Source organism: Wenzhouxiangella sp. XN201, from assembly GCF_011008905.1.
GTDB lineage: Bacteria > Pseudomonadota > Gammaproteobacteria > Xanthomonadales > Wenzhouxiangellaceae > Wenzhouxiangella.
The window spans coordinates 669,338-690,703 of record NZ_JAAIVI010000017.1; the positions used below are offsets into that span (position 1 = coordinate 669,338).

The window sequence follows — 21,366 nt, forward strand, 5'->3', positions numbered from 1 at the left end:
CCGCGTCTATGCCGGTAACGGATGGCGGCGTGGCAATCCGTATGCTACCGCATTGGCTTCCGGGAACTGTGCACGGCCGCAGCCGGTACGCCGACAGGAAACTCGTCAGAGTTGCTCGGACGCAAAGTCGGCCAGGCGCGAGCGCTCGCCGCGCCGCAGCGTGATGTGGCCGGCGTGCTGCCAATCCTTGAAGCGATCCACGGCAAAGGTCAGGCCCGAAGTCGTCTCGGTGAGGTAGGGTGTGTCGATCTGCTCGACATTGCCCAGGCAGACGATCTTGGTGCCCGGACCGGCGCGGGTGATCAGGGTTTTCATCTGCTTGGGCGTGAGATTCTGCGCCTCGTCGATGATCAGGTAGCGATTGAGAAAGGTCCGGCCACGCATGAAGTTGAGCGAGCGGATCTTGATGCGCGAGGCGACCAGCTCGTTGGTTACCGCCCGGCCCCAGTCGCCACCGGCCTCGTCGCTGTCGGTCAGCACTTCGAGATTGTCGGTCAACGCGCCCATCCAGGGCGTCATTTTTTCCTCTTCCGTTCCCGGCAGGAAGCCGATTTCCTCGCCCACCGAGACGGTGGCGCGGGTCATGATGATTTCGCGATAGATCTTGTCGTCGAGCGTCTGCGACAGGCCTGCGGCCAGGGCCAGCAGGGTCTTGCCGGTGCCGGCCGTGCCCAGCAGGGTGACGAAATCGATCTCCGGGTCCATCAGCAGGTTCAGCGCGAAGTTCTGCTCGGGATTGCGGGCGTGGATGCCCCACACGCCGTGCTGCGAACGCCGGTAGTCGCGCGCCACCTCGAGCATCACGCTGTCTTTGCCGAGCTCGCGTACGATGGCTTCCAGGCCGTTGTTGTCGTCGAGCCGCAGGCATTGATTGGGATACCACTCGTCGTCGTCGCTGCGGCCGATCCGGTAGTAGGTGCGGCCGTTATCGGTCCAGGAATCGCGTGTGTCGCGTTCTTCCCAGAAGCGGTTGTCGAGTTCAAGAACGCCGGAGTAGAGCAGGCTGAGGTCATCGAGCGCGCGGTCGTTGAAGTAGTCCTCGGCGGTGATGCCGTGAATGGCCGCCTTGATGCGCAGGTTGATGTCCTTCGACACCAGGACGACCTGGCGTTCGTCGTACAGGTGCTTGAGATTGAGTGCCGCCAACAGGATTTCGTTGTCGGCAAGGCCGCGTTCACCAATCAGTTCGGCACCGTTTTCGAACGGCCGGGTCTGGAAAAACAGCCGGCCGCTGCCTACCTGCAGGCGCAGGCCATCGGGTTCGGTCAGCGGCACGCCCTCGTCGAGGTCCTTCACGCCGCCCATCAACTGGCCGATGAAGCGGCTGACCTGGCGCACGTTGCGGGCGACCTCGGACACGCCCTTCTTGCCCCGGTCGAGTTCCTCGAGCACGATCATGGGCAGGAAGATGTCGTGTTCGGCAAAGCGGAACAGGGCGGTCGGGTCGTGCATCAGCACGTTGGTGTCGAGTATGTACAGACGCGGGCGCTCCGCCATGGTCAACGGTCCTCCGGAAAGGGGGGCAGGGGGGAGGTCAATCCAGTTCGCGCACGGCTTCGAGCACTTCCTCGACGTGCCCGGGAACGCGTACCTTGCGCCATTCGCGCACCAACTGACCTTTGCGGTCGAACAGGAAGGTGCTGCGTTCGATACCCATCACCTTCTTGCCGTACATGTTCTTTTCCTTGATGACGTCGAATTGCCGGCACAGGCTCTCGTCCGGATCGGCCACGAGCGGAAACGGAAAGCCGTATTTTTCGGCGAACTTCTCATGGCTCTTGAGCGAATCGCGCGAGACGCCGACGATCTGGCAACCCAGGGCCTGGAAGGCCTCGTAGTGATCGCGAAAGGCCTCGCCTTCCTTGGTGCAGCCGGGTGTGTTGTCGCGTGGATAGAAGTAAATCACCGCAGGTTGACCGACTAGATCGTCGAGCCGCAGCGCCTGATTTCCGGTGGCTTCGAGCGGTGTGGATGTCAGTTGCATGTCGGATTCGGGCATATTAAAGTAAAATATTAGTTAAATCAGGGGTTTGAGTGACATTTTCCGCCCGTTTCGGCGGCTGTTTGCGGTTACAATGGGTGCTGGAATTCAGGATACTTGCGCCGCTCGAAGTGCGCAAGCAAGGCGGCGCGAACCAGACGACCGGTGAAGGGGCTCCGCACTCCGGCTCGGGTCGCGATTGCTTTACGTGGCGGTTCGCTTTGCCTAAACTGCGTGGTCGTCCACCGATTGCTCGTGGCGTCAGATGCAGATCTGGCCGCGAAGCCTTCGCGCCCGGGCCGCTCGAAATTGACTCATTACAGACCGGAATAAACAGGCATGATGCCAACCCGAATGACCTTTTTTGCTTCGCTCGCCGTCGCCGTACTGCTGAGCGGCTGCTTCAACCGCGATCAACGGCCCATCTACGCAGGCAGCGAGGAAGTCAAGCCGATCGAGGCTCCGGCCGGACTCGACCGGCCACTGACCAGTACCGTCTACGATGTGCCGGGATACTCGCTGCCCGAACTGGCGGCCGAGGGCCAGCAGGAGTGGCCGCCAAAGGTGCAGACAAGCGCTGACGCCGAGAAGTCGCGCTCCCATATCCGCTTCGGGCGAAACGGGCTCTACCTGGCCGTCGAGGACGAGCCGGGCAGTGTATGGCGACGACTGGGATTCACCCTCGACCGCGGAGATATGCAACTGCGTCGCGCCAGCGAGGGGGATCGTCGCTACGTTTTCAGCTTCAACCACGATCCCATCGAGCCGGAGAAAACCGGGTTTTCCCGACTGTTTTTCTGGCAGCAGCCCGAAGCGATCGATTACAGCGGTGACTACGTCGCGCGGGTCGAGCCGGCTGATCGGGGCGATGAGACGCGCGTCGAACTGTTCGACGAGGACGGCAGTATCGTCGAAATGGAGCGCGCCGAATTCGTGCTGGCGCGATTGCGCGAACGACTGGGCTGATCCTGCCGCCCGTATTCGGGCGTGCCTACCGCTCGAGGTGATCGAGTTTGCCGGGCACGTCTTCCCATTCCTTGGCATCGTCCGGGGCGGGCTTCATCTCGGTGATGACCGGCCATTCGCGTGACAGCTCCTCGTTGATTTCGAGAAACTTCTGCTGATCCTCGGGCAAGTCATCCTCGGGGTAAATGGCCTGAACCGGGCATTCAGGCTCGCACAGGGTGCAGTCGATACACTCTTCGGGGTCGATGACCAGGAAGTTAGGTCCCTCGTGGAAGCAGTCGACGGGACAGACTTCTACACAGTCGGTGTACTTGCACTTGATGCAGTTCTCGGTAACGACGAAGGTCATGGTTTTCTTTCGCTTGAGTGGCCCGAATGCCGGCCGGCGGCTGCTCGCGTGAGAGGGCGCAGCCGGCAGGTGCTAAACTATGGCGGTTATTTTAGCAGTTGGGCCGGACTGATCGCGCCCGACTGATCGATCTGCATTCATCCCGATACGGAACCTTCGCCATTGTCTGAGAAGGCAAGCATTATTCCCGAGCAGCGTCACGGCATCCGCGCCGACCGCATCAGTTCCAGCGCCCGCAAGGTGGTCGAACGGCTGCAGGAAGCCGGATTCCTGGCCTATATCGTCGGCGGCAGCATCCGCGACCTGGCGCTCGGCCATGACCCCAAGGATTTCGACGTGGCCACCGACGCCACCCCGGAGCAGGTGCGGGACGTCTTTCGCAGTGCCCGCCTGATCGGACGCCGTTTCCGCCTCGCCCATGTCCGCTTCGGCCGCGAAATCATCGAGGTGGCGACCTTTCGCGGTCTCGGCGAGGGTGAGGACGACGAGCATCGCGAAGTCGAGCAGGGTCGCCTCGTGCGCGACAACGTCTTCGGCAGCGAGGCAGAGGATGCCCGGCGCCGTGATTTCACCATCAACGCTCTGATGTATGACCCGGAAACGGCCACCATCCGGGACTATGTCGGCGGTTACGAGGATCTGATTGCGCGCCGGCTGCGCCTGATTGGCGATCCGGTGACTCGCTACCGCGAGGATCCGGTGCGCCTGCTTCGGGCGGTGCGCTTCAAAGTCAAGCTCGACCTCGAGCTGGATCCGGCGACGGGCGACCCCATTCCTGAAATGGCGACATTGCTGCAGGATATCCCGCCGGCCAGGTTGTTCGAGGAGATTCTCAAGCTGTTCATGGGCGGCAAGGCCTGGCCGACTTTTCAGGCCCTGGTCCAGTTCGGGCTTTGGGAACAGCTGTTCCCCAACCTGTTCGATGATCCGGCCCGCCCCCCGGTGCTGGTCGAGCAGGCGATGAAGAACACCGACCAGCGCGTTGCCGAAGGCCAGCCGGTCACCCCGGCATTCCTGTTCGCGGCCTTCCTGTGGAGCCGTGTCGAGGACCGTTCGAAGGAATTGATCGACGAGGGAATGGCGCCGGTGGAGGCGCTGGCGGCGGCCGGCGAGGAGGCAATCGTCACCCAGGCCGAGCGCGTTGCAATTCATCGGCGCTTTTCGAGCATGGCCAAGGACATCTGGTGCCTGCAGCCGCGCTTCGAGAAACGTCGCGGCAAGCGCGCCCTGCGCGTCATGAGCGAGCGGCGATTCCGAGCCGCCTACGATTTTCTGCTGCTGCGCGCCCTGGAAGATCCCGACCTGCAGGAACTGGCGGACTGGTGGACTACCATCCAGGAAGTCGGTGAAGAAGAGCGCTGGCAGATGGTCCAGGCCGGCCAGGGCAAGGGCAAGGGCCGTCGCCGGCCGAGGCGGCGCAAGGCCGTACCTTGATCCGAGCCTGGATCGGGCTGGGTGCCAACCTGGGCGACCGGGTCGCCATGCTCGACCGGGCCCTGGAGCGGATCGACGCCCGGCCTTCGACCCATGTCGTGGCCCGCTCCGGCAATTATCGGACCCCGCCCTGGGGCGATCGCGACCAGCCGGAATTTCTCAATGCCGTTGCCGTGGTCGAGACGACCGAATCCGCGCCGGGATTGCTCGACGCGCTGCAGGCTATCGAATCGGAGCTGGGCCGGGTGCGAGACGAGCGCCACTGGGGCCCGCGGCTGATCGACCTGGACCTGCTGCTCTACGGCGAGAAGCATATCGAGCGCGCCGATCTGACCGTGCCGCATCCGCGCATTCACCAGCGCGCCTTCGTGCTGGTGCCGCTGTGTGAGCTGGATCCGGAACTCGAAATTCCTGGTCGGGGGCGGGTGGATGAATTGCTGGCGGCACTCGACGATAATGAACGCGACGGCATTCGCCCGGGCCCCGCGCCTGGATTTGTCATCGCGCAACAAGCAAGGAATTCCTGAGTCATGAAGACTTCCGGTCCGGTGACCGTACCCGCCCTCGCAGCCATGAAGGCTGCTGGCGAGCCCATCACGATGCTGACCGCCTACGACGCCAGTTTCGCCCGCCGGCTGGACACGGCCGGGGTGGACTGCGTGCTGGTCGGCGATTCCCTCGGCAACGTCATCCAGGGGCGCGACTCGACCCTGCCGGTAACGGTCGAGGACATGGTCTACCACACCGCCGCCGTGCGTCGCGGACTCGAGCGCGCGCTGCTGATTGCCGACTTGCCGTTCATGAGTTACCACGACCGCGCCAGCGCCATGAATGCGGCGGCGGCGGTGATGCGTGCCGGGGCGCAGATGGTCAAGCTCGAGGGCGGTGCAAACCTGTCGGAGACTGTCGAAAACCTGGTCGCCAACGGCGTGCCGGTGTGCGCTCATCTTGGCCTGACGCCGCAGCACGTGCACCGGCTCGGCGGCTATCGCGTCCAGGCCCGTGACGACGGTCCGGCACGCCGACTCGCCTCCGATGCCCGGGCGCTGGAGAAAGCCGGCGCGACCATGCTCGTGCTGGAATGTGTGCCGGCCCCGCTCGCGCGCGAGGTGGCAAAAGCCCTGGTCATTCCGGTCGTTGGCATCGGTGCCGGGGTCGAGGTCGACGGCCAGGTCCTGGTGCTCTACGACATGCTCGGTATCTCGTCGGGTCGGGCGCCGAAATTCGTTCACGATTTCATGGCCGAGGCCGGCAGCATCGAGGCGGCGCTTGCGGCTTACGTTGCAGCCGTGCGAGAGCGGCGGTTCCCGACGACCGACCACAGCTGGCAGTGATGCCGCGCGTCGTCGAGTCGTTGTCGGAATTGCACCAGGCGATCGGTCGAGCCCGCGACCGGGGCCGTCGAATCGGCTTCGTGCCCACCATGGGGAATCTCCACCGCGGCCATCTCAGCCTGGTCGAGGCGGCTGCCCCGCGCTGCGAGACCACAGTGGCATCGATTTTCGTCAATCCGACCCAGTTCGGGCCCGGCGAGGATTTCGACGCTTATCCCCGCAGCCTCGAGGCCGATCTCGAAGCCCTGGCTTCGGTCGGCTGCGACTTCGTCTGGGCGCCTCCGGTCGAGACCATGTACCCGCTTAAGCAACCTTTCATGCTGCGCGTGCCCGAGAGGCTGGCCGACTGCCTGTGCGGCCGCTCGCGGCCGGGCCACTTCGACGGTGTAGCGACCGTGGTGCTGCGACTGTTCAGCCAGGTGGCACCCGACCTTGCTGTGTTCGGCGAAAAGGACTTCCAGCAACTGCTGATCCTCAGGCAAATGGCGCGTGACTTCTCGCTGCCGGTCGAGCTGCTCGGTGCGCCCATCGTGCGCGAAGACGACGGCCTGGCGATGAGCTCGCGCAATGGCTATCTGGATGAATCCGAACGCGCCGCGGCACCGACGCTCTACCGCGTGCTCGAAACGACTGCCAAAGGATTGAACGCCGGCGAGGACTTTACGGCGCTGAAGGCGCAAGGCTTCGATGAACTGGAGTCAGCGGGTTTCCGCCCCGACTATCTGGAATGGCGCTCGGCCGAAGATCTCGGCAAACCCCGGGCGGGTCGACCGAGCCGCGTTTTCGGTGCCGCCTGGCTGGGGCGGGCGAGGCTGATCGATAACGTGCCTCTCTGAGAGGCACGAATGTTCAAAGACCAAGCACCAAGTACCAAACAATTTTCAATGAATTAATGACCCAATGACCAAAAAAAACCGACTTCGTTTGGTGCTTTCGATCATTTGGTCATTGATCATTACTCATCAGCCCTTCCCGACCGACTTCTTGCTGCGAATCCAGTCCATCACCTGTTCCCATTGCTCCCAGTCCTGCCAGGCCAGGTAGGGCGGCAGGTCCGAGACGCTCAAGCCGCGCTCGAAAGCGCGCACGTAATTCATGGTGTCGCGCAGTTGCCCGACGACCGGGACGCGGAAGTCATCGAGAAAGCCCGTGAGTTCGCGGTAGACGATGGTGTGGGGCTTGACGCGGTTGGCGATCAGGCCGACGCGGACCTCGCCTTTTTCGACCGGTTTGAGCTCGAGCAGGTGATTGAGGAAGCGCCAGGCCGCGCGCATGTCGATGTGCGAGGGCAGTACCGGCACCAGGATCGTCTGGGAGCGCCGCACCACATTGCCCAGCTCGTGGCCATGGATCGCCGCCGGGGTGTCGAGCACCAGGGTGTCGGCTTCGGGCGGTGCCCTGAGCTGCCCCTTGTGAGGCGTGACACCGATGATTTCCGGGTACTCCTCGGGGCGGTTCGCCAGCCAGTCGGCGGCCGATTGTTGGGGATCCATGTCGCCCAGCGCCACGGCGTGGCCATCCCAGGCCAGTGCCGCGGCCAGGCTGGTCGCGATGGTGGTCTTGCCGCATCCGCCCTTGGCGTTGACGATGGCAATGGTTCGCATGGTCTGCAGCCCTCCGTATTGGTCGCCCCCTTCGATTTTGCTCCCTGTCAGCCTGGCCGCGGATCGGGCAAGCCCGAATGCAGCAGCCAGCGTTCCCGATCCTCATCGTAGCGCCACACCTCGCGGTGCTCGATGACGCGCTCGTAGGCACTGTGCTTATGATACAGGCGAATTTCCACGGTCCGCTCCAGCCCCTGGCCGTCGGGATCGGTGAGTACGCTGCGAACGCGATACTGCGTGACCTGAAATTGCTCCAGGCGCCGGAGATCGAGGTCCGGTATCGGATTTTCCGCCAGCCAGTCGGGATGAATCATGTCGGGCAGGGCGTGGAATTCACTCCAGCGCACCAGCGATTCCCAGCGATTCAGAGCCTCCTGGCGCTGGCGTTCGGCCTGATTCGTGCTGGCGCAGGCCGCCAGCAACAGCACGGCCAGTAAAGTGCTTGCCAGTTGTCGCATCGTTCGTGTCACCGCTCTACCCTCTCAGGGCAGCATACTTTGCCACGAGCGTCGCCGCCACCCCTTCTGCGGCCAGGATACGGGGTTCCAGCAGCAGGCTGGCGCGACCCTTCTCTTCGACGCGTTCGATGAAACGCCGGCCATCGGAGGCCCGGGGCCAGGCACATAGCGCCCGGAAATCGCCGCGCACGGGCGTGAGAAAGCGCGTTTCGCAGCGGCCAATGACCAGTTCCGCACTCATTCCGGCGCGCCGGAGCAGCAGCCGCGGCAGGGCCCATCCCGCCAGGATCATGGCGCTGGCCAGGGCGCCGCCGAAAGCCGTGCCCTTGTCGTTGACACTGGGTGCCAGCGGCAGGGTCAACTCCACGCCTTCGTCGTCGAGGCGCGTGACGGTCAAATCCATTGCACCGCCCAGGGGAATGTCGGTCGTGAGGGTGCGTTCCAGCCAGGCGGCTTCGCTGATCGTGTTATCCATGGGTTCATTCTATCCGCCACGCATTCTGATCGCGGGTGTCTCTCGGTCTTTGATGCCTCATACCGTAAAATATCAGCATGCCCGCCGCCTCTGAATCATCCGCGCTTCCCTTTGTCGCCCGCAATCTGATGCCGCGCGAAGTGCGCACCAACGCGGCCATGGCGGTTGCCCTGGGGGCGATCGAGGGCGGGCTGGTCGGGATCGTGGTCAAGACGCAGTTCGACGGCGTCGCGAGCGCGGCCTGGGTCAATTTCGCCGTGGCCCTGGTGGCCGGCGCGCCGGCGTTTGCCAACATCGTGAGCCTGTGGGTTTCCGGTCTGGCCGAGGGTCGTGACAAGCCGCCCTGGGTGGCGGCGCTGATGGCCGCCACCTCGCTGTTTCTGATCACCATGGCGCTGGTGCCGACCAGCCCGGTCGGCCTGGTCGCCATCACCCTGGCCATGATTCTCGCGCGGCTGGCCTGGGCGGGCGTCATCACGCTCAGGGCGGCGATCTGGCGGGCCAATTTTCCGCGCCATGTGCGCGCCCGGATCACTGGCTGGATCACCATCATCTATTCGCTCACCATCGCCGCCACGGCGGCCTTGATCGGGGCCCTGATGAACTGGTGGCCGGAAATCTGGCGGGTCGCCTTTCCCATCGCAGGACTGGCCGGTCTGCTCGCGGCCTGGCGCTATCAGGCCACGCGTGTGCGCCAGGGCCGGAGGCTGCAGACCGACGAACTCGCCCAGCGCCACGAGCGCCACGGCGGACAACTGCGCGCGGCCTGGCAGATCCTGCGCGAGGATCGCTGGTATCGCCGCTACATGCTGACCATGTTCGCTTTCGGCAGCGGCAACCTGATGGTCATCGCCCTGCTGGTGGTGCTGCTCAACGAACAGTTCGGCTTTGCCCGGTTCGAGCAGGTGCTGATTACCACGGCACTGCCCTTGGTGACGCTTGCGATCTTCACGCCGATCTGGGCGCGTCGGCTCGATGCCGTCCACATTCTCGACTACCGCGCCCGGCAGGCCTGGATGTTCGTGATCACCATGCTGCTGTTCACGCTGGCTTCGATCACCGGCATTGAGCTGTTGTTCTGGGCCGGTGCGTTGTCGATGGGCGTCTCATTTGCCGGCGGCAAGCTCGGCTGGAATCTGGGCCACAATGATTTCGCCAGCGACGACAAGTCGACTCTCTACATGGGCATCCACGTCACCCTGACCGGTATTCGCGGTCTGCTGGCGCCGCTGCTGGGGGTTGGCGTGTATCAGCTTCTCGAGGCGGCCGGCGAAGGCTGGGGGCGTTTCGTGCTGGCGTTTCCCTTCACCCTGACCCTGGGAGGTGCGATTACCTTCGTGCTGCTGGCCCGGCTGCGTCGGAAGGGGCTTCCGGAATCATGATGCTCGAAATTCTGGTGCTGGCTGCGCTGGCGGGTGAATCCGATGAGATTGACCGGCTGGTGGTGCGTGGACGCAATATCGCGCCGGAGGCGCCGCAGTCCACCGCGACAGTGTCGGAGGAAGAGATCGAAAACATCCGGCCCACTCATCCGGCCGAGCTTTTCTCGCGTCTGCCGGGCAGCTGGGTCACGCGCGGTAGCGGTCAGGAGCACCTTACCGCCATTCGCTCGCCGATTCTCTCCGGCGCCGGCGGTTGTGGCGCGCTGCTGATCCTCGAGACCGGCATTCCGATTCGGCCGCCGGGTTTCTGCAACGTCAACAACCTGTTCGAGGTCAACCTGGATCAAGCCGGCAGCGTCAGCGTGTTGCGGGGTCCGGGCGGGCTCGGTCATGCATCCGGCGGTCTGCACGGCGTCATCGACATCACGCCGAGAATGCTGTCGCCGCGTGCGGACGACAGACTGCGTCTTGAAGCGGGCAGCCACGACTACTATCGCGCTTCCGGCCGATTGACCAGCGAAGTCGCCGATGGTCGGATCGGCGCCGATTTCAGCGCCACCGATGCCGGCAGTTTCCGGGTCGACGAGCAGTATGAACATCAACTGGGGACCCTTCAGTATGTCGTGCCGATCGAGCGCGGGCAGTGGCGAACGCTGCTCAGCGGCGCCCGGCTGGACCAGGATACCGCCGGATATATTCTCGGCTATCGTGCCTATGCCGATCCGGATCTGCGACGTCAGAATCTCAACCCCGAGGCTTTCCGGCGCGCCAGTGCGCTGCGCTTGATTTCGCAAGCCGAGTGGATCGGCGCCGACGGAGTCGAGCACCGCTTTTCGGGTTTTGCCCGGCGCTCGCGCATGACCTTCCTGCAGCATTTCCTGCCGGGCAAGCCGCTGGAGCGAAACGGCCAGGTCTCGGCCGGTGTGCAGTACGATCGTGACGATCCGGCGCGCGGCCTCGCCTGGGGCGTGGATGCCGAGCTGTTCCGCGGCGACCTCAGCCAGGTCCAGGACGGTCCGGCCAGCGACGTGCCGCCGCCGGTGGCCGGCATCCGGCCGGCGGGGAAGCACTACGACTACGTCGTCGACGGCCGACGCCTGGGCGGCTACCTGGCCCGCACCTTTGACCTGGCCGACGACTGGCAGTTTCGCGCCGGCGTTCACGCCGACTGGATCCGCTATGACTACGACAACCGCATGCGGACCGGCAACCTGGCCGAGGACGGTACGGCCTGTGACTTCGGCGGCTGTCTCTACAACCGCCCGGCCGATCGCAGCGATGAATTCCTGGAGCTTGCCCCCGAATTGACGTTGAGCCGCCGGTTCGACAACGGTCAGGCCTGGCTGCGCCTTGCCCGCGGCTTTCGCGCACCTCAGGCGACCGAGCTCTACCGCCTGCAGCGCGGCCAGGATGTCGCCAATCTCGATCCGGAACGTCTCGATGCCATCGAAGTCGGTGTGCGCAGCCAGGCGCCTTTCGACTGGGAGCTGGTCGCCTACTACCAGCGCAAGCGCAACTACATTTTCCGTGACGGCGAGGGTTTCAACGTCAGCGACGGCAAGTCAGGTCATCGCGGTATCGAGTTTTCGTTGAGGTTTCCAGTGACCGATCACCTCGACTTCGGTGCACGTGGCAGCTATGCCATTCATCGCTACCGTTTCAGTCGCGATCTGGGTGGGGAGACCATCGTGCAGGGCAATGACATGCCCGCCGCCCCGCGCCGCATGGCCAGTGCGGATCTCAACTGGAATGCGGGTCATCGACTCGATTTCCAGTTCGCGGCGGAGTTCACGGGGCGCTACTGGCTGGATGCCGCCAATCGACGCGGACATTCGTCGATGACCCTGCTTCATTTTTCAAGCCGCTATGATCTGCCGGGCGGTTGGCGGCTCGGTCTCCGGGTGCGGAACCTTCTGGATCGCCGCTATGCCGAGCGTGCGGATTTCGCTTTCGGCAATTATCGTTACTTCCCCGGGGCAGGCAGGACGGCGTATGCCACGCTTGCCATCGCCTGGTAGATTTGATTGCATGGCTGGCATTTCTGGCCGTCATGGCTAAACTGTCTGTATGACTTGTTCTGATCGGCCCACCGAATGACGAGCGACACCGACCGGCACCCCACCGACGGTGAGACCGTTCTGCTCGGCAGCCGGCGCGGCGTCGATGAGCGTCACGAGGCCTGTCTGGTCATCATTCGTGGGGCGCGGCTGGGTTCCCGCATCGTTCCCGGTGATAATCCGCTGGTCATCGGACGGGCCGTGGATGCCGATTTCCAGATCTCCGATCGCAGTATCTCGCGTCGCCATTGCCGGATATTCCACGAAGACGGTCGCTACTGGATCGCGGATCTCGATTCGACCAATCACACCTGGCTCAACGACGAAGTGATCGAACGCGCTCCGCTGCGCGACGGTGACCTGGTGCGGATCAGTCAAACCGTACTCAAGTTCGTCGACGAGGGGAACATCGAGGCCGGCTACCACTCGGAGCTGCACGAGAGCACCATCCGCGATGCCCTGACCGGGCTGTACAACCGGCGCCACGCCATGGCGGTACTGGAAAAGGAAGCGGCCCGGGCACAGCGCGATTCCGGTTACAAGCTGGCGCTGGTCATTCTCGACCTGGATTTCTTCAAGGAAATCAACGACGAACACGGTCACCTGGCCGGCGACGGCATTCTCAAGCAACTGACCGACCTGGCGGCCGAGCGGGTACGCGGCAGCGACACGCTGGCGCGCATCGGCGGCGAGGAATTCGCATTGATTCTTCCCGACACCACCGCCGAAGAAGCCTGGCAATTGGCCGAGTCCATTCGCCAGACCATTGCCGGGACGAGCTTTCGCATCGGTGAGGAAGAAAAGCCCATCACACTTTCGGCCGGGGTCGCGACCTGGCAACCGGAAATGGAAAGCATCAGCGAGCTTTTGCGCGCCGCCGACCGACAGCTTTATAAGGCCAAGTCATCCGGCCGCAACCTCGTTTGTTAGTTGTCAGCGTCCAGCGGATTCGGGAAGCTGCTCTCGATCACGATCTCGCCCGCTGCCACCAGGCTCTCCAGATCCGACTTGAGACGGCGTAGAAATTCCTGTGCATCATCGACTCGGGCTTTCTCCGTACCGTGGATCGCCACCCAGCCATTGCGCCCGAGCCGTTTGGCCATGTAGATTGCGCAATCGGCCACATCAACGATCTGTTCCCAGTTCATCGCGTCCGGTTCGCTCTGCACGAACGGGAAGTGGCATATACCGATCGAACAGGTACAGCGCAATCCACCCTTGACGCCGTCGACCTCGAATACCGCATCGCGGGCCTCGGTCATCATGCGCTCGGCAATGACATCGAGACGCTTGGCCTCGGTCTGACGAGCCACGACCAGAAACTCCTCCCCGCCCCAGCGCACGACATAGTCCGAGGTGCGCAACTGGCGGCGCAGGATATCCGAGTAGCCGCGCAATACCAGGTCACCCACCAAGTGACCGTGTTCGTCATTGATTTGCTTGAAGTTATCCAGGTCGATCATCATGAAAACGATATCGCGGTTGGGATGTTCCTTGTCGCCGACGTAGGCACGCCGAGATTGTGCGATATCGGCAATGATCTGATTCATCAGAAATCGACGGTTGTGCAGCCCGGTCAGCGGATCCGTGATCGATGCCGCTTCAAGTTTTTTATTGGCCTTTTCAAGGTCCCGGGTGCGTTCGATCACCTGGGCCTCGAGTTCTCGCCGCCGGAGCTCACTCGCGCGCAGCTTCAGCCGGACCAGCGCCCAGACCAAAAGACCGCCCAAGACAATCGTCAGTGCCCAGAACCAGGCCGTGGCCCAGAAATGCGGGCGTACGCTGAAAGCGAATTGCGCCGGCTGCACCGTCCACGGTCCCTCGCCATACTGCGCCTGCACTTCAAACACATATTCGCCACCACTGAGATTGCCGAAGGTTACCGGGCGGTATTCCATGGGTTCCGACCAGCTCTCATCACCGCCTGCCAGCCGGTAGCGATAGCGCAACGCATCCTCAGAGCGAAAGCTCATGGCGGCATAGTGGATGTCCATGTTGCCGGCCCCTGGCGGCAGGGTTTCCCCCTCGGTGACCAAGCGCCCCTCGTGAGTGACGCGTTCCACGACCACATGTGGTGGTTGCATTTCGGAGTGGATGTATTCCGGGTCGTAGCGCATCAGACCATCGGCCGAAGCAAACCAGAGATTGCCGTCATGGCTTTCCCAGGCGCCGGTAGCACCTCCCTCGACATGCAGCAGGCCGTCGTCGCGGCCGAAATTCCGGAACTCCATGCCGTCGTAACGGGACAATCCACGGTTGGTATAGGCCCAGACATGTCCCCGGCTATCCTCGAGTACCTGCCAGACAAAATTGTCCGACAAACCGTCGGCCTCGGTAAGTTGCTCGGCTGAGCCGTCGGCATGCACCCGGAACAGCCCGTCTCCGTTGCTGCCGATCCACATGCTGTTGTCGCCGGCCGGGGAGAGATCCCAGATGGTTTCATCGGTGACGCCGTCGGCCGCACCGAATTGAGTGAATTTGCCGTTGGCAAGGACAAACAGTCCATTGTCACGTGTCCCGAACCAAACTCGCCCGGCTTCATCCTCGCGAATCCGGAAAGCGTAAGCACCGGCCAATGTCGGATCGTCGACCGGCCGGATCTCGCCGTCTTCCATGAACACCGTGCCCAGATTGGTGCCAATCCAGACCCCGCCGGAATGATCCACCATTACCGATTGGGTATTGTTGGTCGGTAGACCGTCCGCATCGGTGATGATCTCGACGATCCCTTCATCCTCGCGCCAGCGGGCCACACCGTTGTCGGTTGCGATCAAGGCTTGTCCGGGGCCGGGAAAGGCCACGGCGTAAACGCGATCGTCCAGCAGGCCGTCGGCTACCGTCAGGGTCCGGGCCGAATCAAAATTCCAGTCACCATCTTCGCGAGCGACAATCTGCACGCCCGAGCGCGTTCCAAGCCACAGTCGGCCCTGATTGTCCTCGGTAATCGAGCGAACGAAATTGTCGATCAGGCCGTGGCTGGTGAGATAGCCGGTAAACGCACTGGGAATCCACTTGCTCAGTCCGTCGTCGTGACCAATCCAGACCAGCCCTTCCCGATCCATGAAGATCGTGTGAGCGATTTCATTGGTCAGGCCATTGCTGCGATCGAGAAAAGCCTGCTCTCCGTTGGCCCTCTGCCAGTACACGCCCTGGTTTGATGCCACCCACAACTCACCCGTATCGTTACTGACAATGCCGCTGATATCGGCATTGGCAAGATCGGATGGAATATCGTCAAGGCGCTGGACGCCGCCGTCGAGATGGCGATACAGGCCGGAGCTGGTCCCTATCCAGAGGTGATCGCCGTCGGCGTGCAATGCAGTCACGGAAGTCGCGGAATTGTTCGGTAGTGACACAGCCTGAAATTTATCGCTTGCTGGGCCCTGACGCAGCAAGCCATCCGCCGTCCCGACCCACAAACTGCCCGTGTGGTCCTGGGCCAGACTCTGGATGTTGGCGCTGGCAGAGTCCTCGATCCGACTGATCTGATCGCCCTGCACCCGGTAGAGGCCGCGATCAGTGCCGGCCCAAAGCGCATTATCGTTCGTCATCAAGGTATTGACATGCGCCTGCTCCAGGCCTTCGCCTTGTGGACAATGAAAATGTTCCTCATCTGCATTGAAGCGGCATAGACCCGACCCGGTTCCCGCCCACAAGTGGCCTTCGGGGCCGACGGCCAGCGCCGACACCAGATTGGCGCCGAGGCCATCGAGCTTGGAAAAATTCTGGAACTGCCGGCCGTTGTAGCGCCCCAAGCCGCTGTAGGTGCCAACCCAGAGGTAACCCTCGGCATCCTGGGCAATGGCGAAGACCTGAACCTGCGGTAACCCGTCGTCAGCGCCGAAGTGATGGAAGTTGTACGTCTGAGCACTCGAGACGCTGCTGAGGGCACCGCCGATGATCAGCATTGCCCCGAGCCATAAACGCCGGAATGCGGTCTGGCGGGCAACGGATTGCGGTTGTGTTTCTCCCGGATCGAGAGTCAGAAGGAATGCAGATTGATGGCTGGTATAAATGGAGACAATCATCGTTTCAGCATAGCTTGGGCTGGTGCTGATTGCAGGCGCGGACCGTATATTGCGTAAAGGGGCGACGGATTATATCCGTAACCCCATGAGTTCTCTCGGAATCGTCTGCTCCGCGAGCTGGCTAGGCTGCGATGCCGTAGGAGGCCAGCAAGGGTTCGAGTGCTGGTTCGCGGCCACGGAAGGCCAGCCAGGAATCCTGCATGGGGCGGCTCGAGCCCACTTCGAGGATTTCGCGCGCCAGTCGGTGTCCGGTATCCGAATCGAACAGACCCTTGTCGCGGAACAGGTCGAAGGCGTCCCGCGCCAGCAGCTCGGCCCACAGGTAGCTGTAGTAACCGGCCGCGTAGCCGCCGTCGAACAAGTGGCTGAAACTCATCAGGAAGCGGTTGTAGGCGGGCATGGGCAGCACCGCGATGCGATCGTTCACTTCGTGCATGACGTCGATCGGATCGGCACCCGGCCGGGTGTGGAGCGCAAGGTCGCACAGCGCGAACTCGATCTGGCGCACCAGCGCCATCGCACCCAGAAACTGTTGGTTGGCCTTGAGTCCGGCTAGCATCTCTTCCGGCAGAGGTTCGCCGGTATCCACATGGCGCGCGTAGCGCTCGAGTGACTCGGCCTCCCAGGCCCAGCCCTCCATCAGTTGACTCGGCAATTCCACAGCGTCCCATTCCACGCCGTTGATTCCGGCCACGCCGGGCAGGTCGATGCGGGTAAGCAGGTGGTGCAGGCAGTGCCCGAATTCATGGAAGAGGGTGACGACATCGTCGTGCGTGAGCAAACTCGGCTGGTCCTGCCCGGGTGGGGCGAAATTGCAGGTCAGGTAGGCGATCGGCAATTGTTCAATGCCGCCGACACGCATGCGTGCTCGGCAGACATCCATCCATGCGCCGCCGGACTTGCGCGGCCGGCTGTAGAGGTCGAGGTAGAGGCCGGCCGTTTTCTCCCCGCTCTCATCGAGTACGTGGAAGAAATGCACGTCTTCGTGCCAGGTATCGATCCGCTCGTCGGCTTCGAAGCGCAGCCCGAACAGTTCGCCGGCGGTGGTGAACAGGCCGTCGAAGACGCGCTGGAGTTCGAACCAGGGCTTGAGCATGGATTCGTTGATGCCGAGCTTCTGTTCACGCAGCTTCTCGCTGTAGTAGGCGATATCCCAGGGCTCCAGCGGCGTTTCTGCACCCAGGTCGCCGGCAAACCCGTTCAGTTCCTCGAGCTGTGCTTTGGCCTGCGGCCGCGCGCGTTCGGCCAGATGGTTCAGAAAACCCTCGACTTCTTCGGCTGTGTCGGCCATGCGCGTTGAAAGCCGCATTGCCGCATGATGTTCGAAATCCAGCAGCCTGGCTTGCTCGTCGCGCAGGGCGAGCATCTCGCGCATGACCGGGCCATTGTCGAACTGCCCTCCCTGAGGGCCGGTCTCCGAGGCACGGGTGGCGAAGGCGCGGTGGAAGCGCTGGCGCAAGTCGCGGTCGTCGGCATAGGTAATGACGGCGCGATAGGCCGGAAAGCTGAGATTGGCCATCCAGCCGTCCTGACCGGCATCGCGGGCCATGCCGGCGAGCAATTCCAGCTCGGATTCGGGCAGGCCGGCGAGCTGTTCGGCTTCGTCGAAGGTCTCGCTGTAGGCTTCGGTGGCATCGAGCACGTGATTGCCGAAGCGGTTGCCCAACTCGGAAAGGCGCAGGCTGGTCTCGCCGAAGCGCTTGCGCTCGGATTCGGGCAGGTCGACGCCGGCGAGATGGAAATTGCGCAGTTCATGTTCGACGGTGGCTCTCAGGGCGGCATCTTGCGTGACAAAATCCTCGCGCTCGGCCAGCGCCTTGTAAGCGGCCCAAAGCTTTCGGTTCTGCCCGCGTTCAGTATGAAAGCGGGTCATTGGCGCCAGGCAGGCCTGGTAAGCATCGCGCCACTCGGGCGTGTTGATGACAGCATGCAGGTGCGAGATGGCCGACCAGGTATTGGCCAGAGCGTTGTCGGCCAGGGTTTCGGCCACGACGACGTTGCCGTAGTCGACTTCCTTGTCGAGGGACTCGATACGTTCGATCACTTCGAGATAGTCGGCCAGCCGTTTCTCCAGGGCGGGCAAAGCGTGTTCCGGCCGGATCTTCGAAAAGGCCGGCAGGCCGCCATCGAGCAGGGGGTTTTCGAGATCAGTCTTCATGAGCTTGCCGCAATTCAGTGTTTCGGGTTGGGTGGAATTGGATCTGCACGTCGCCGCGTGCTATGCAGGCGGGCAGGTCATTGCGCAGGGCGTTCAGTAGCCGCCGGGCGTCTTGCTCGCGTTCCGGCCTGAGAATGGCCCAGCCGTCCCGGCCATGTCGCTTGACCTGGTAAAGCGCCCGGTCAGCCAGTTCGACGACGGTCTCCCAGTCGGATTTTACGACCGCATCGTTTGATACCAGTGGTAGTTCGGCATAGCCAACCGAGACGGTGATGGTTTGTCGGCGCTCTCCGTCGATGGAGTAGGGACGATCTCTCAGCCCGGCCTGCAAACGATGCAGGGTCGTGTCCGCATCGGTCCGGTCGAGGCCTGGTAATACGATGAGAAACTCCTCGCCGCCCCAGCGGATGGCGTAGTCAGTGTCGCGAACCAGTTGGCGCAGACGCTCTCCCATCTGTTCGAGAATCTGGTCGCCGGCTCGGTGTCCGATCTGGTCGTTGATGTTCTTGAAGTGATCGACGTCGATCAGGGCAAAGCCGATCACCGGGTCGCTGCTTGAACGAGACTGCTCACGCAGGCGTTCGAGGCGGCTGGCTTCGAGCGGCATACGCTGCTCGAGATAGCGGCGGTTGTGCAGGCCGGTCAGGCTGTCACGCTCGCTCAAGCGCTTGAGTGCCCGGTTGGCTTGCTGTAGCTGCACATTACTCTCGCGCAGCGCTTCGGTCTGCCGCTCGACTTCCTGCTCGAGCGCCTGTTGCCGCCGCTGCCACTGGTGCTTGCGCCAATAGTAGGCGAGCCAGAGCAGGCCTGCGGCTGCCAGTGCTATCAGCAGGTAAAACCCGGACGTTTCCGAGAAGCGGGCAGGAATCGCCAGATCGACGCCTGCGGCTTGCGATGCCCGGATGCCCACGCCGTTGGCTGCCCGGATCTCGAAGCGGTAGCGGCCGGGCGGCAGGTTGGTGTACTCGACCCGCTGCTGCTCGATCGAGGGCAGTTGACGCCAGTCGTGAAAGTTCTGCAGGCGATAGTCGAGTTGCACGCCCTGGGGATCCCTGAGGCTGATGGCGGCGAACTCGAAGGCAAGATCCCGAGCGCCCAGGTCGAGCTGTAGCGGGCCATTCTGCGGTAGCTCCCGCCATTGCTCGCCCACACGCACACGCTCGACATGAAGCGCCGGAGGTGGCATGGATGTATCGATTGAATCGGGCCGAAGGCGAATCACGCCGTCACGAGTCGGCAGCCACAATCCGTCCGCACGCAAAAGGCCCTTGGCGTGTCCCGCGCCATTGCAGCAAAAGCCCTGCTGACTGCCCCGGTGCTGGCCACTTTCGCTGATCAGCATTTGCGCATCGACAGTCTCCGGCCGTTGCTCCGGGGAGAATCCGATGTCCTCGACCGGTACGCGGTAGACACCCTGGAAGCTGGCCACCCACAGAAAGCCGTGTTCATCGTCAGTAATGAAATAACTCGAATCACTCGGCAAGCCCTGTGACCGTGTCAGACGGGCGAACTGCACGCCATCGCCCACGAACAGGCCCCGATCCATCGAGCCGATGACGATTCGATTCGCGTCGACGATGTGCAGGGCCATGACCGTCAGGTTGGCCGGCAGGCCATGCTTCTCCCCCAACACTGTCCAGGCACCGGGCCGGCCGCGAAAGACGCCGCTCTCGGTGGCCACCAACAGGGATTCGTCCGGCAGGGTCTGCAGTTGCCGAACGCTGCGTGTGCCGATTGTTCGATCCAGATGCTCAAGTCGGCCGTCGTCGTGCTGCAGGTACAGGCCATTACTGGTCAGATAGAAGTAGCGGCCATGGCGGCGGGCCGGGACGATACCGTTGATCTGGTAAGGGTCGAGCGCTTTCAGGGTCTCGGGACGGCTCAGCGTTCCGGTTGCGGGATCGAGCCCAATCAGGCCGCGGCGCGTGCCGATCCAGAGCCGGTCGGATTCCGCGAGCAACGTGTAGGCATGGGGGTGTGGCAGTTCGTGGCCCGACAGGACCGGCTTAAAGCGCCCATCGCGCAATTGTGCCAGGCCATCGGTAGTGCCGACCCACAACGCGCCTTCATCGGCCGGCGCCAGACTCCAGGTCAACGCCTCGTTCAATCCTTCCGCTACGCTGTAGCGATCGGCCCGTCCCGGCCAGTAGCGTGCAAGCCCGTTGACTGCGCTGCCCATCCAGAGATTGCCTTCGACATCCTCGAACAGCGCCTGAATCTGCGGGTGATAGCCAGGGTAGCGATCATCAATGCGCTCGACCAATTGCCCGTCTCGCAGCCGGAACAGGGATTGTTCGGTGGCGATCCAGGTATCGCCGAGGCCGTCGGCCAACTGTGCGGTGATCGGTGTATTGTTCAGCCCCGGATGCAGAGCCACCGCCTCGGGACCCGGTCCCGCATGCTGGAACAGGCCGTTTGTGCTCGCCAGCCAGAGTCCGTCGGGCCGGGCCACGAATCCGGTGATCAGTGTGGCCGACAGGGACTCCGGCAGGGACCATTCGCTGATGTTTCCGTCTTCGCCCATCGACCAGTAGCGGCCGAGCCCACCAATCCAGATTCGCTTCTCGATCTGCGCGAGGCCGCCGATGCGATCGGAACGTTCGCGGGTCGCCTGTACGGAATCGCCGTCGATCCGGAAAAGGCCCTCGTCCGTGCCGGCCAGGATGACGCCGCTGCGCATCTCCAGCAGGGCATTGACCACGGTCTCGCCATCATTCGACGCGGCCAGGGGAAGCTCGACCTGGCGGAACATGTCGTTCTCGCGGACCGACAGGCCCTTGCGGGTGCCGACCCACAGGCGGCCGGCTTCATCGCTGAGCAGGCTGCTGATGTCGTTGCCGACCAGGCCCGGATGATCCTCGACGACATACTCGCGAAATTGCTGGCCGTCGAAGCGCGACAATCCGTGTTGCGTGCCCAGCCACAGGTAACGACCATGGTCCTGCGCAATGGCCATGACCGAGCGTTGCGGCAGCCCGCTTTCCAGCGACCAGGTGGCCTGATCGAAGTCCGCGAAGTCACTCCCTGTCGCGGTGACTGCCAGCAAGGCCAGGACAGACCCGGCCAGTGCATTGCCGGCAATGCACATCCACGGTGATCGGGATTTCATGCGCTTGGGGTCTGTGCGGAAATGCTGATCC

The 21,366-nt window shown here is 63.1% G+C and carries 17 protein-coding genes; 8 read left to right on the forward strand and 9 right to left on the reverse strand.

What is annotated here, in order from left to right:
• Positions 1-105: 105 nt before the first annotated feature.
• Together G4Y73_RS03440 and G4Y73_RS03445 are read right to left on the reverse strand one after the other, a co-directional pair.
• A complete protein-coding gene (locus tag G4Y73_RS03440) occupies positions 106-1,497 on the reverse strand; it encodes a PhoH family protein (protein WP_164229393.1) in 1,392 nt (463 codons plus the stop codon).
• 37 nt (positions 1,498-1,534) lie between these two features.
• On the reverse strand, positions 1,535-1,984 hold the full coding sequence (locus G4Y73_RS03445) for a peroxiredoxin (RefSeq protein ID WP_240451126.1): 450 nt from the start codon (positions 1,982-1,984) through the stop codon (positions 1,535-1,537).
• Between the two features lie 336 nt (positions 1,985-2,320).
• Here G4Y73_RS03445 and G4Y73_RS03450 point away from each other — a divergent pair, with 336 nt between their 5' ends.
• The gene (locus G4Y73_RS03450) at positions 2,321-2,947 is read left to right on the forward strand and encodes a hypothetical protein (RefSeq protein WP_164229398.1); all 627 of its coding nucleotides are present in this window, start codon (positions 2,321-2,323) and stop codon (positions 2,945-2,947) included.
• A 25-nt stretch (positions 2,948-2,972) separates the two neighbouring features.
• Here G4Y73_RS03450 and fdxA read toward each other — a convergent pair whose 3' ends face one another.
• Entirely contained in the window at positions 2,973-3,296 is a 324-nt protein-coding gene (fdxA, locus tag G4Y73_RS03455) for a ferredoxin FdxA (RefSeq protein WP_164229400.1), read from the reverse strand.
• Between the two features lie 162 nt (positions 3,297-3,458).
• On the opposite strand from fdxA, the gene pcnB reads away from it, so the two are divergent.
• The 4 genes from pcnB to panC are packed head-to-tail and all read left to right on the forward strand — an operon-like array spanning position 3,459 to position 6,900.
• Positions 3,459-4,730: a polynucleotide adenylyltransferase PcnB gene (gene pcnB, locus G4Y73_RS03460; RefSeq protein WP_205596464.1), complete on the forward strand. Its 1,272-nt coding sequence runs from the start codon at positions 3,459-3,461 to the stop codon at positions 4,728-4,730.
• Positions 4,727-5,257, forward strand: coding sequence for a 2-amino-4-hydroxy-6-hydroxymethyldihydropteridine diphosphokinase (gene folK / locus G4Y73_RS03465; RefSeq protein WP_164229401.1), 531 nt, complete (start codon positions 4,727-4,729; stop codon positions 5,255-5,257). Before pcnB ends, folK begins: the two co-directional genes overlap by 4 nt.
• Before the next feature lie 3 nt (positions 5,258-5,260).
• The gene (gene panB, locus G4Y73_RS03470) at positions 5,261-6,064 is read left to right on the forward strand and encodes a 3-methyl-2-oxobutanoate hydroxymethyltransferase (RefSeq protein WP_164229403.1); all 804 of its coding nucleotides are present in this window, start codon (positions 5,261-5,263) and stop codon (positions 6,062-6,064) included.
• On the forward strand, positions 6,064-6,900 hold the full coding sequence (panC, locus tag G4Y73_RS03475) for a pantoate--beta-alanine ligase (protein ID WP_164231195.1): 837 nt from the start codon (positions 6,064-6,066) through the stop codon (positions 6,898-6,900). Before panB ends, panC begins: the two co-directional genes overlap by 1 nt.
• A 126-nt stretch (positions 6,901-7,026) precedes the next feature.
• Here the strand turns inward: panC and G4Y73_RS03480 are convergent, their stop codons facing one another.
• The 3 genes from G4Y73_RS03480 to G4Y73_RS03490 are packed head-to-tail and all read right to left on the reverse strand — an operon-like array spanning position 7,027 to position 8,601.
• On the reverse strand, positions 7,027-7,668 hold the full coding sequence (locus G4Y73_RS03480; protein WP_164229405.1) for a ParA family protein: 642 nt from the start codon (positions 7,666-7,668) through the stop codon (positions 7,027-7,029).
• A gap of 47 nt (positions 7,669-7,715) precedes the next feature.
• On the reverse strand, positions 7,716-8,126 hold the full coding sequence (locus tag G4Y73_RS03485) for a hypothetical protein (RefSeq protein WP_164229407.1): 411 nt from the start codon (positions 8,124-8,126) through the stop codon (positions 7,716-7,718).
• Between the two features lie 16 nt (positions 8,127-8,142).
• Positions 8,143-8,601, reverse strand: a complete 459-nt coding sequence (locus G4Y73_RS03490) for a YiiD C-terminal domain-containing protein (protein ID WP_164229426.1) — start codon at positions 8,599-8,601, stop codon at positions 8,143-8,145.
• A gap of 77 nt (positions 8,602-8,678) precedes the next feature.
• Between G4Y73_RS03490 and G4Y73_RS03495 the strand changes: the two genes are divergently transcribed.
• From G4Y73_RS03495 to G4Y73_RS03505, 3 genes are all read left to right on the forward strand, one after another.
• Complete coding sequence (locus G4Y73_RS03495; protein WP_164229428.1) at positions 8,679-9,983, forward strand: MFS transporter; 1,305 nt, start codon at positions 8,679-8,681, stop codon at positions 9,981-9,983.
• On the forward strand, positions 9,980-12,001 hold the full coding sequence (locus tag G4Y73_RS03500) for a TonB-dependent receptor (protein WP_164229430.1): 2,022 nt from the start codon (positions 9,980-9,982) through the stop codon (positions 11,999-12,001). The genes G4Y73_RS03495 and G4Y73_RS03500 overlap by 4 nt, the downstream gene beginning before the upstream one ends.
• A 75-nt stretch (positions 12,002-12,076) precedes the next feature.
• Positions 12,077-12,970 carry a GGDEF domain-containing protein gene (locus G4Y73_RS03505; protein WP_164229432.1) on the forward strand — a complete coding sequence of 298 codons (894 nt, stop codon included), beginning with the start codon at positions 12,077-12,079 and terminating at the stop codon, positions 12,968-12,970.
• On the opposite strand, the gene G4Y73_RS03510 is transcribed toward G4Y73_RS03505, so the two are convergent.
• The 3 genes from G4Y73_RS03510 to G4Y73_RS03520 form a co-directional block, all read right to left on the reverse strand.
• Complete coding sequence (locus G4Y73_RS03510) at positions 12,967-16,068, reverse strand: ligand-binding sensor domain-containing diguanylate cyclase (protein ID WP_164229434.1); 3,102 nt, start codon at positions 16,066-16,068, stop codon at positions 12,967-12,969. The genes G4Y73_RS03505 and G4Y73_RS03510 overlap by 4 nt on opposite strands.
• 121 nt (positions 16,069-16,189) lie before the next feature.
• Positions 16,190-18,226, reverse strand: a complete 2,037-nt coding sequence (locus G4Y73_RS03515; RefSeq protein WP_164229437.1) for a M3 family metallopeptidase — start codon at positions 18,224-18,226, stop codon at positions 16,190-16,192.
• Positions 18,216-21,335 carry a ligand-binding sensor domain-containing diguanylate cyclase gene (locus G4Y73_RS03520; RefSeq protein WP_164229440.1) on the reverse strand — a complete coding sequence of 1,040 codons (3,120 nt, stop codon included), beginning with the start codon at positions 21,333-21,335 and terminating at the stop codon, positions 18,216-18,218. The genes G4Y73_RS03515 and G4Y73_RS03520 overlap by 11 nt, the downstream gene beginning before the upstream one ends.
• Positions 21,336-21,366 lie beyond the last annotated feature (31 nt).

Bases quoted from the DNA above. Each gene is read 5' to 3' on its own strand.
- G4Y73_RS03440 (WP_164229393.1), bottom strand. From the start codon at position 1,497: ATGGCGGAGCGCCCGCGTCTGTACATACTCGACACCAACGTGCTGATG.
- G4Y73_RS03445 (WP_240451126.1), bottom strand. From the start codon at position 1,984: ATGCAACTGACATCCACACCGCTCGAAGCCACCGGAAATCAGGCGCTG.
- G4Y73_RS03450 (WP_164229398.1), top strand. From the start codon at position 2,321: ATGATGCCAACCCGAATGACCTTTTTTGCTTCGCTCGCCGTCGCCGTA.
- fdxA (WP_164229400.1), bottom strand. From the start codon at position 3,296: ATGACCTTCGTCGTTACCGAGAACTGCATCAAGTGCAAGTACACCGAC.
- panB (WP_164229403.1), top strand. From the start codon at position 5,261: ATGAAGACTTCCGGTCCGGTGACCGTACCCGCCCTCGCAGCCATGAAG.
- panC (WP_164231195.1), top strand. From the start codon at position 6,064: ATGCCGCGCGTCGTCGAGTCGTTGTCGGAATTGCACCAGGCGATCGGT.
- G4Y73_RS03480 (WP_164229405.1), bottom strand. From the start codon at position 7,668: ATGCGAACCATTGCCATCGTCAACGCCAAGGGCGGATGCGGCAAGACC.
- G4Y73_RS03485 (WP_164229407.1), bottom strand. From the start codon at position 8,126: ATGCGACAACTGGCAAGCACTTTACTGGCCGTGCTGTTGCTGGCGGCC.
- G4Y73_RS03490 (WP_164229426.1), bottom strand. From the start codon at position 8,601: ATGGATAACACGATCAGCGAAGCCGCCTGGCTGGAACGCACCCTCACG.
- G4Y73_RS03495 (WP_164229428.1), top strand. From the start codon at position 8,679: ATGCCCGCCGCCTCTGAATCATCCGCGCTTCCCTTTGTCGCCCGCAAT.
- G4Y73_RS03500 (WP_164229430.1), top strand. From the start codon at position 9,980: ATGATGCTCGAAATTCTGGTGCTGGCTGCGCTGGCGGGTGAATCCGAT.
- G4Y73_RS03505 (WP_164229432.1), top strand. From the start codon at position 12,077: ATGACGAGCGACACCGACCGGCACCCCACCGACGGTGAGACCGTTCTG.
- G4Y73_RS03510 (WP_164229434.1), bottom strand. From the start codon at position 16,068: ATGATTGTCTCCATTTATACCAGCCATCAATCTGCATTCCTTCTGACT.
- G4Y73_RS03515 (WP_164229437.1), bottom strand. From the start codon at position 18,226: ATGAAGACTGATCTCGAAAACCCCCTGCTCGATGGCGGCCTGCCGGCC.
- G4Y73_RS03520 (WP_164229440.1), bottom strand. From the start codon at position 21,335: ATGAAATCCCGATCACCGTGGATGTGCATTGCCGGCAATGCACTGGCC.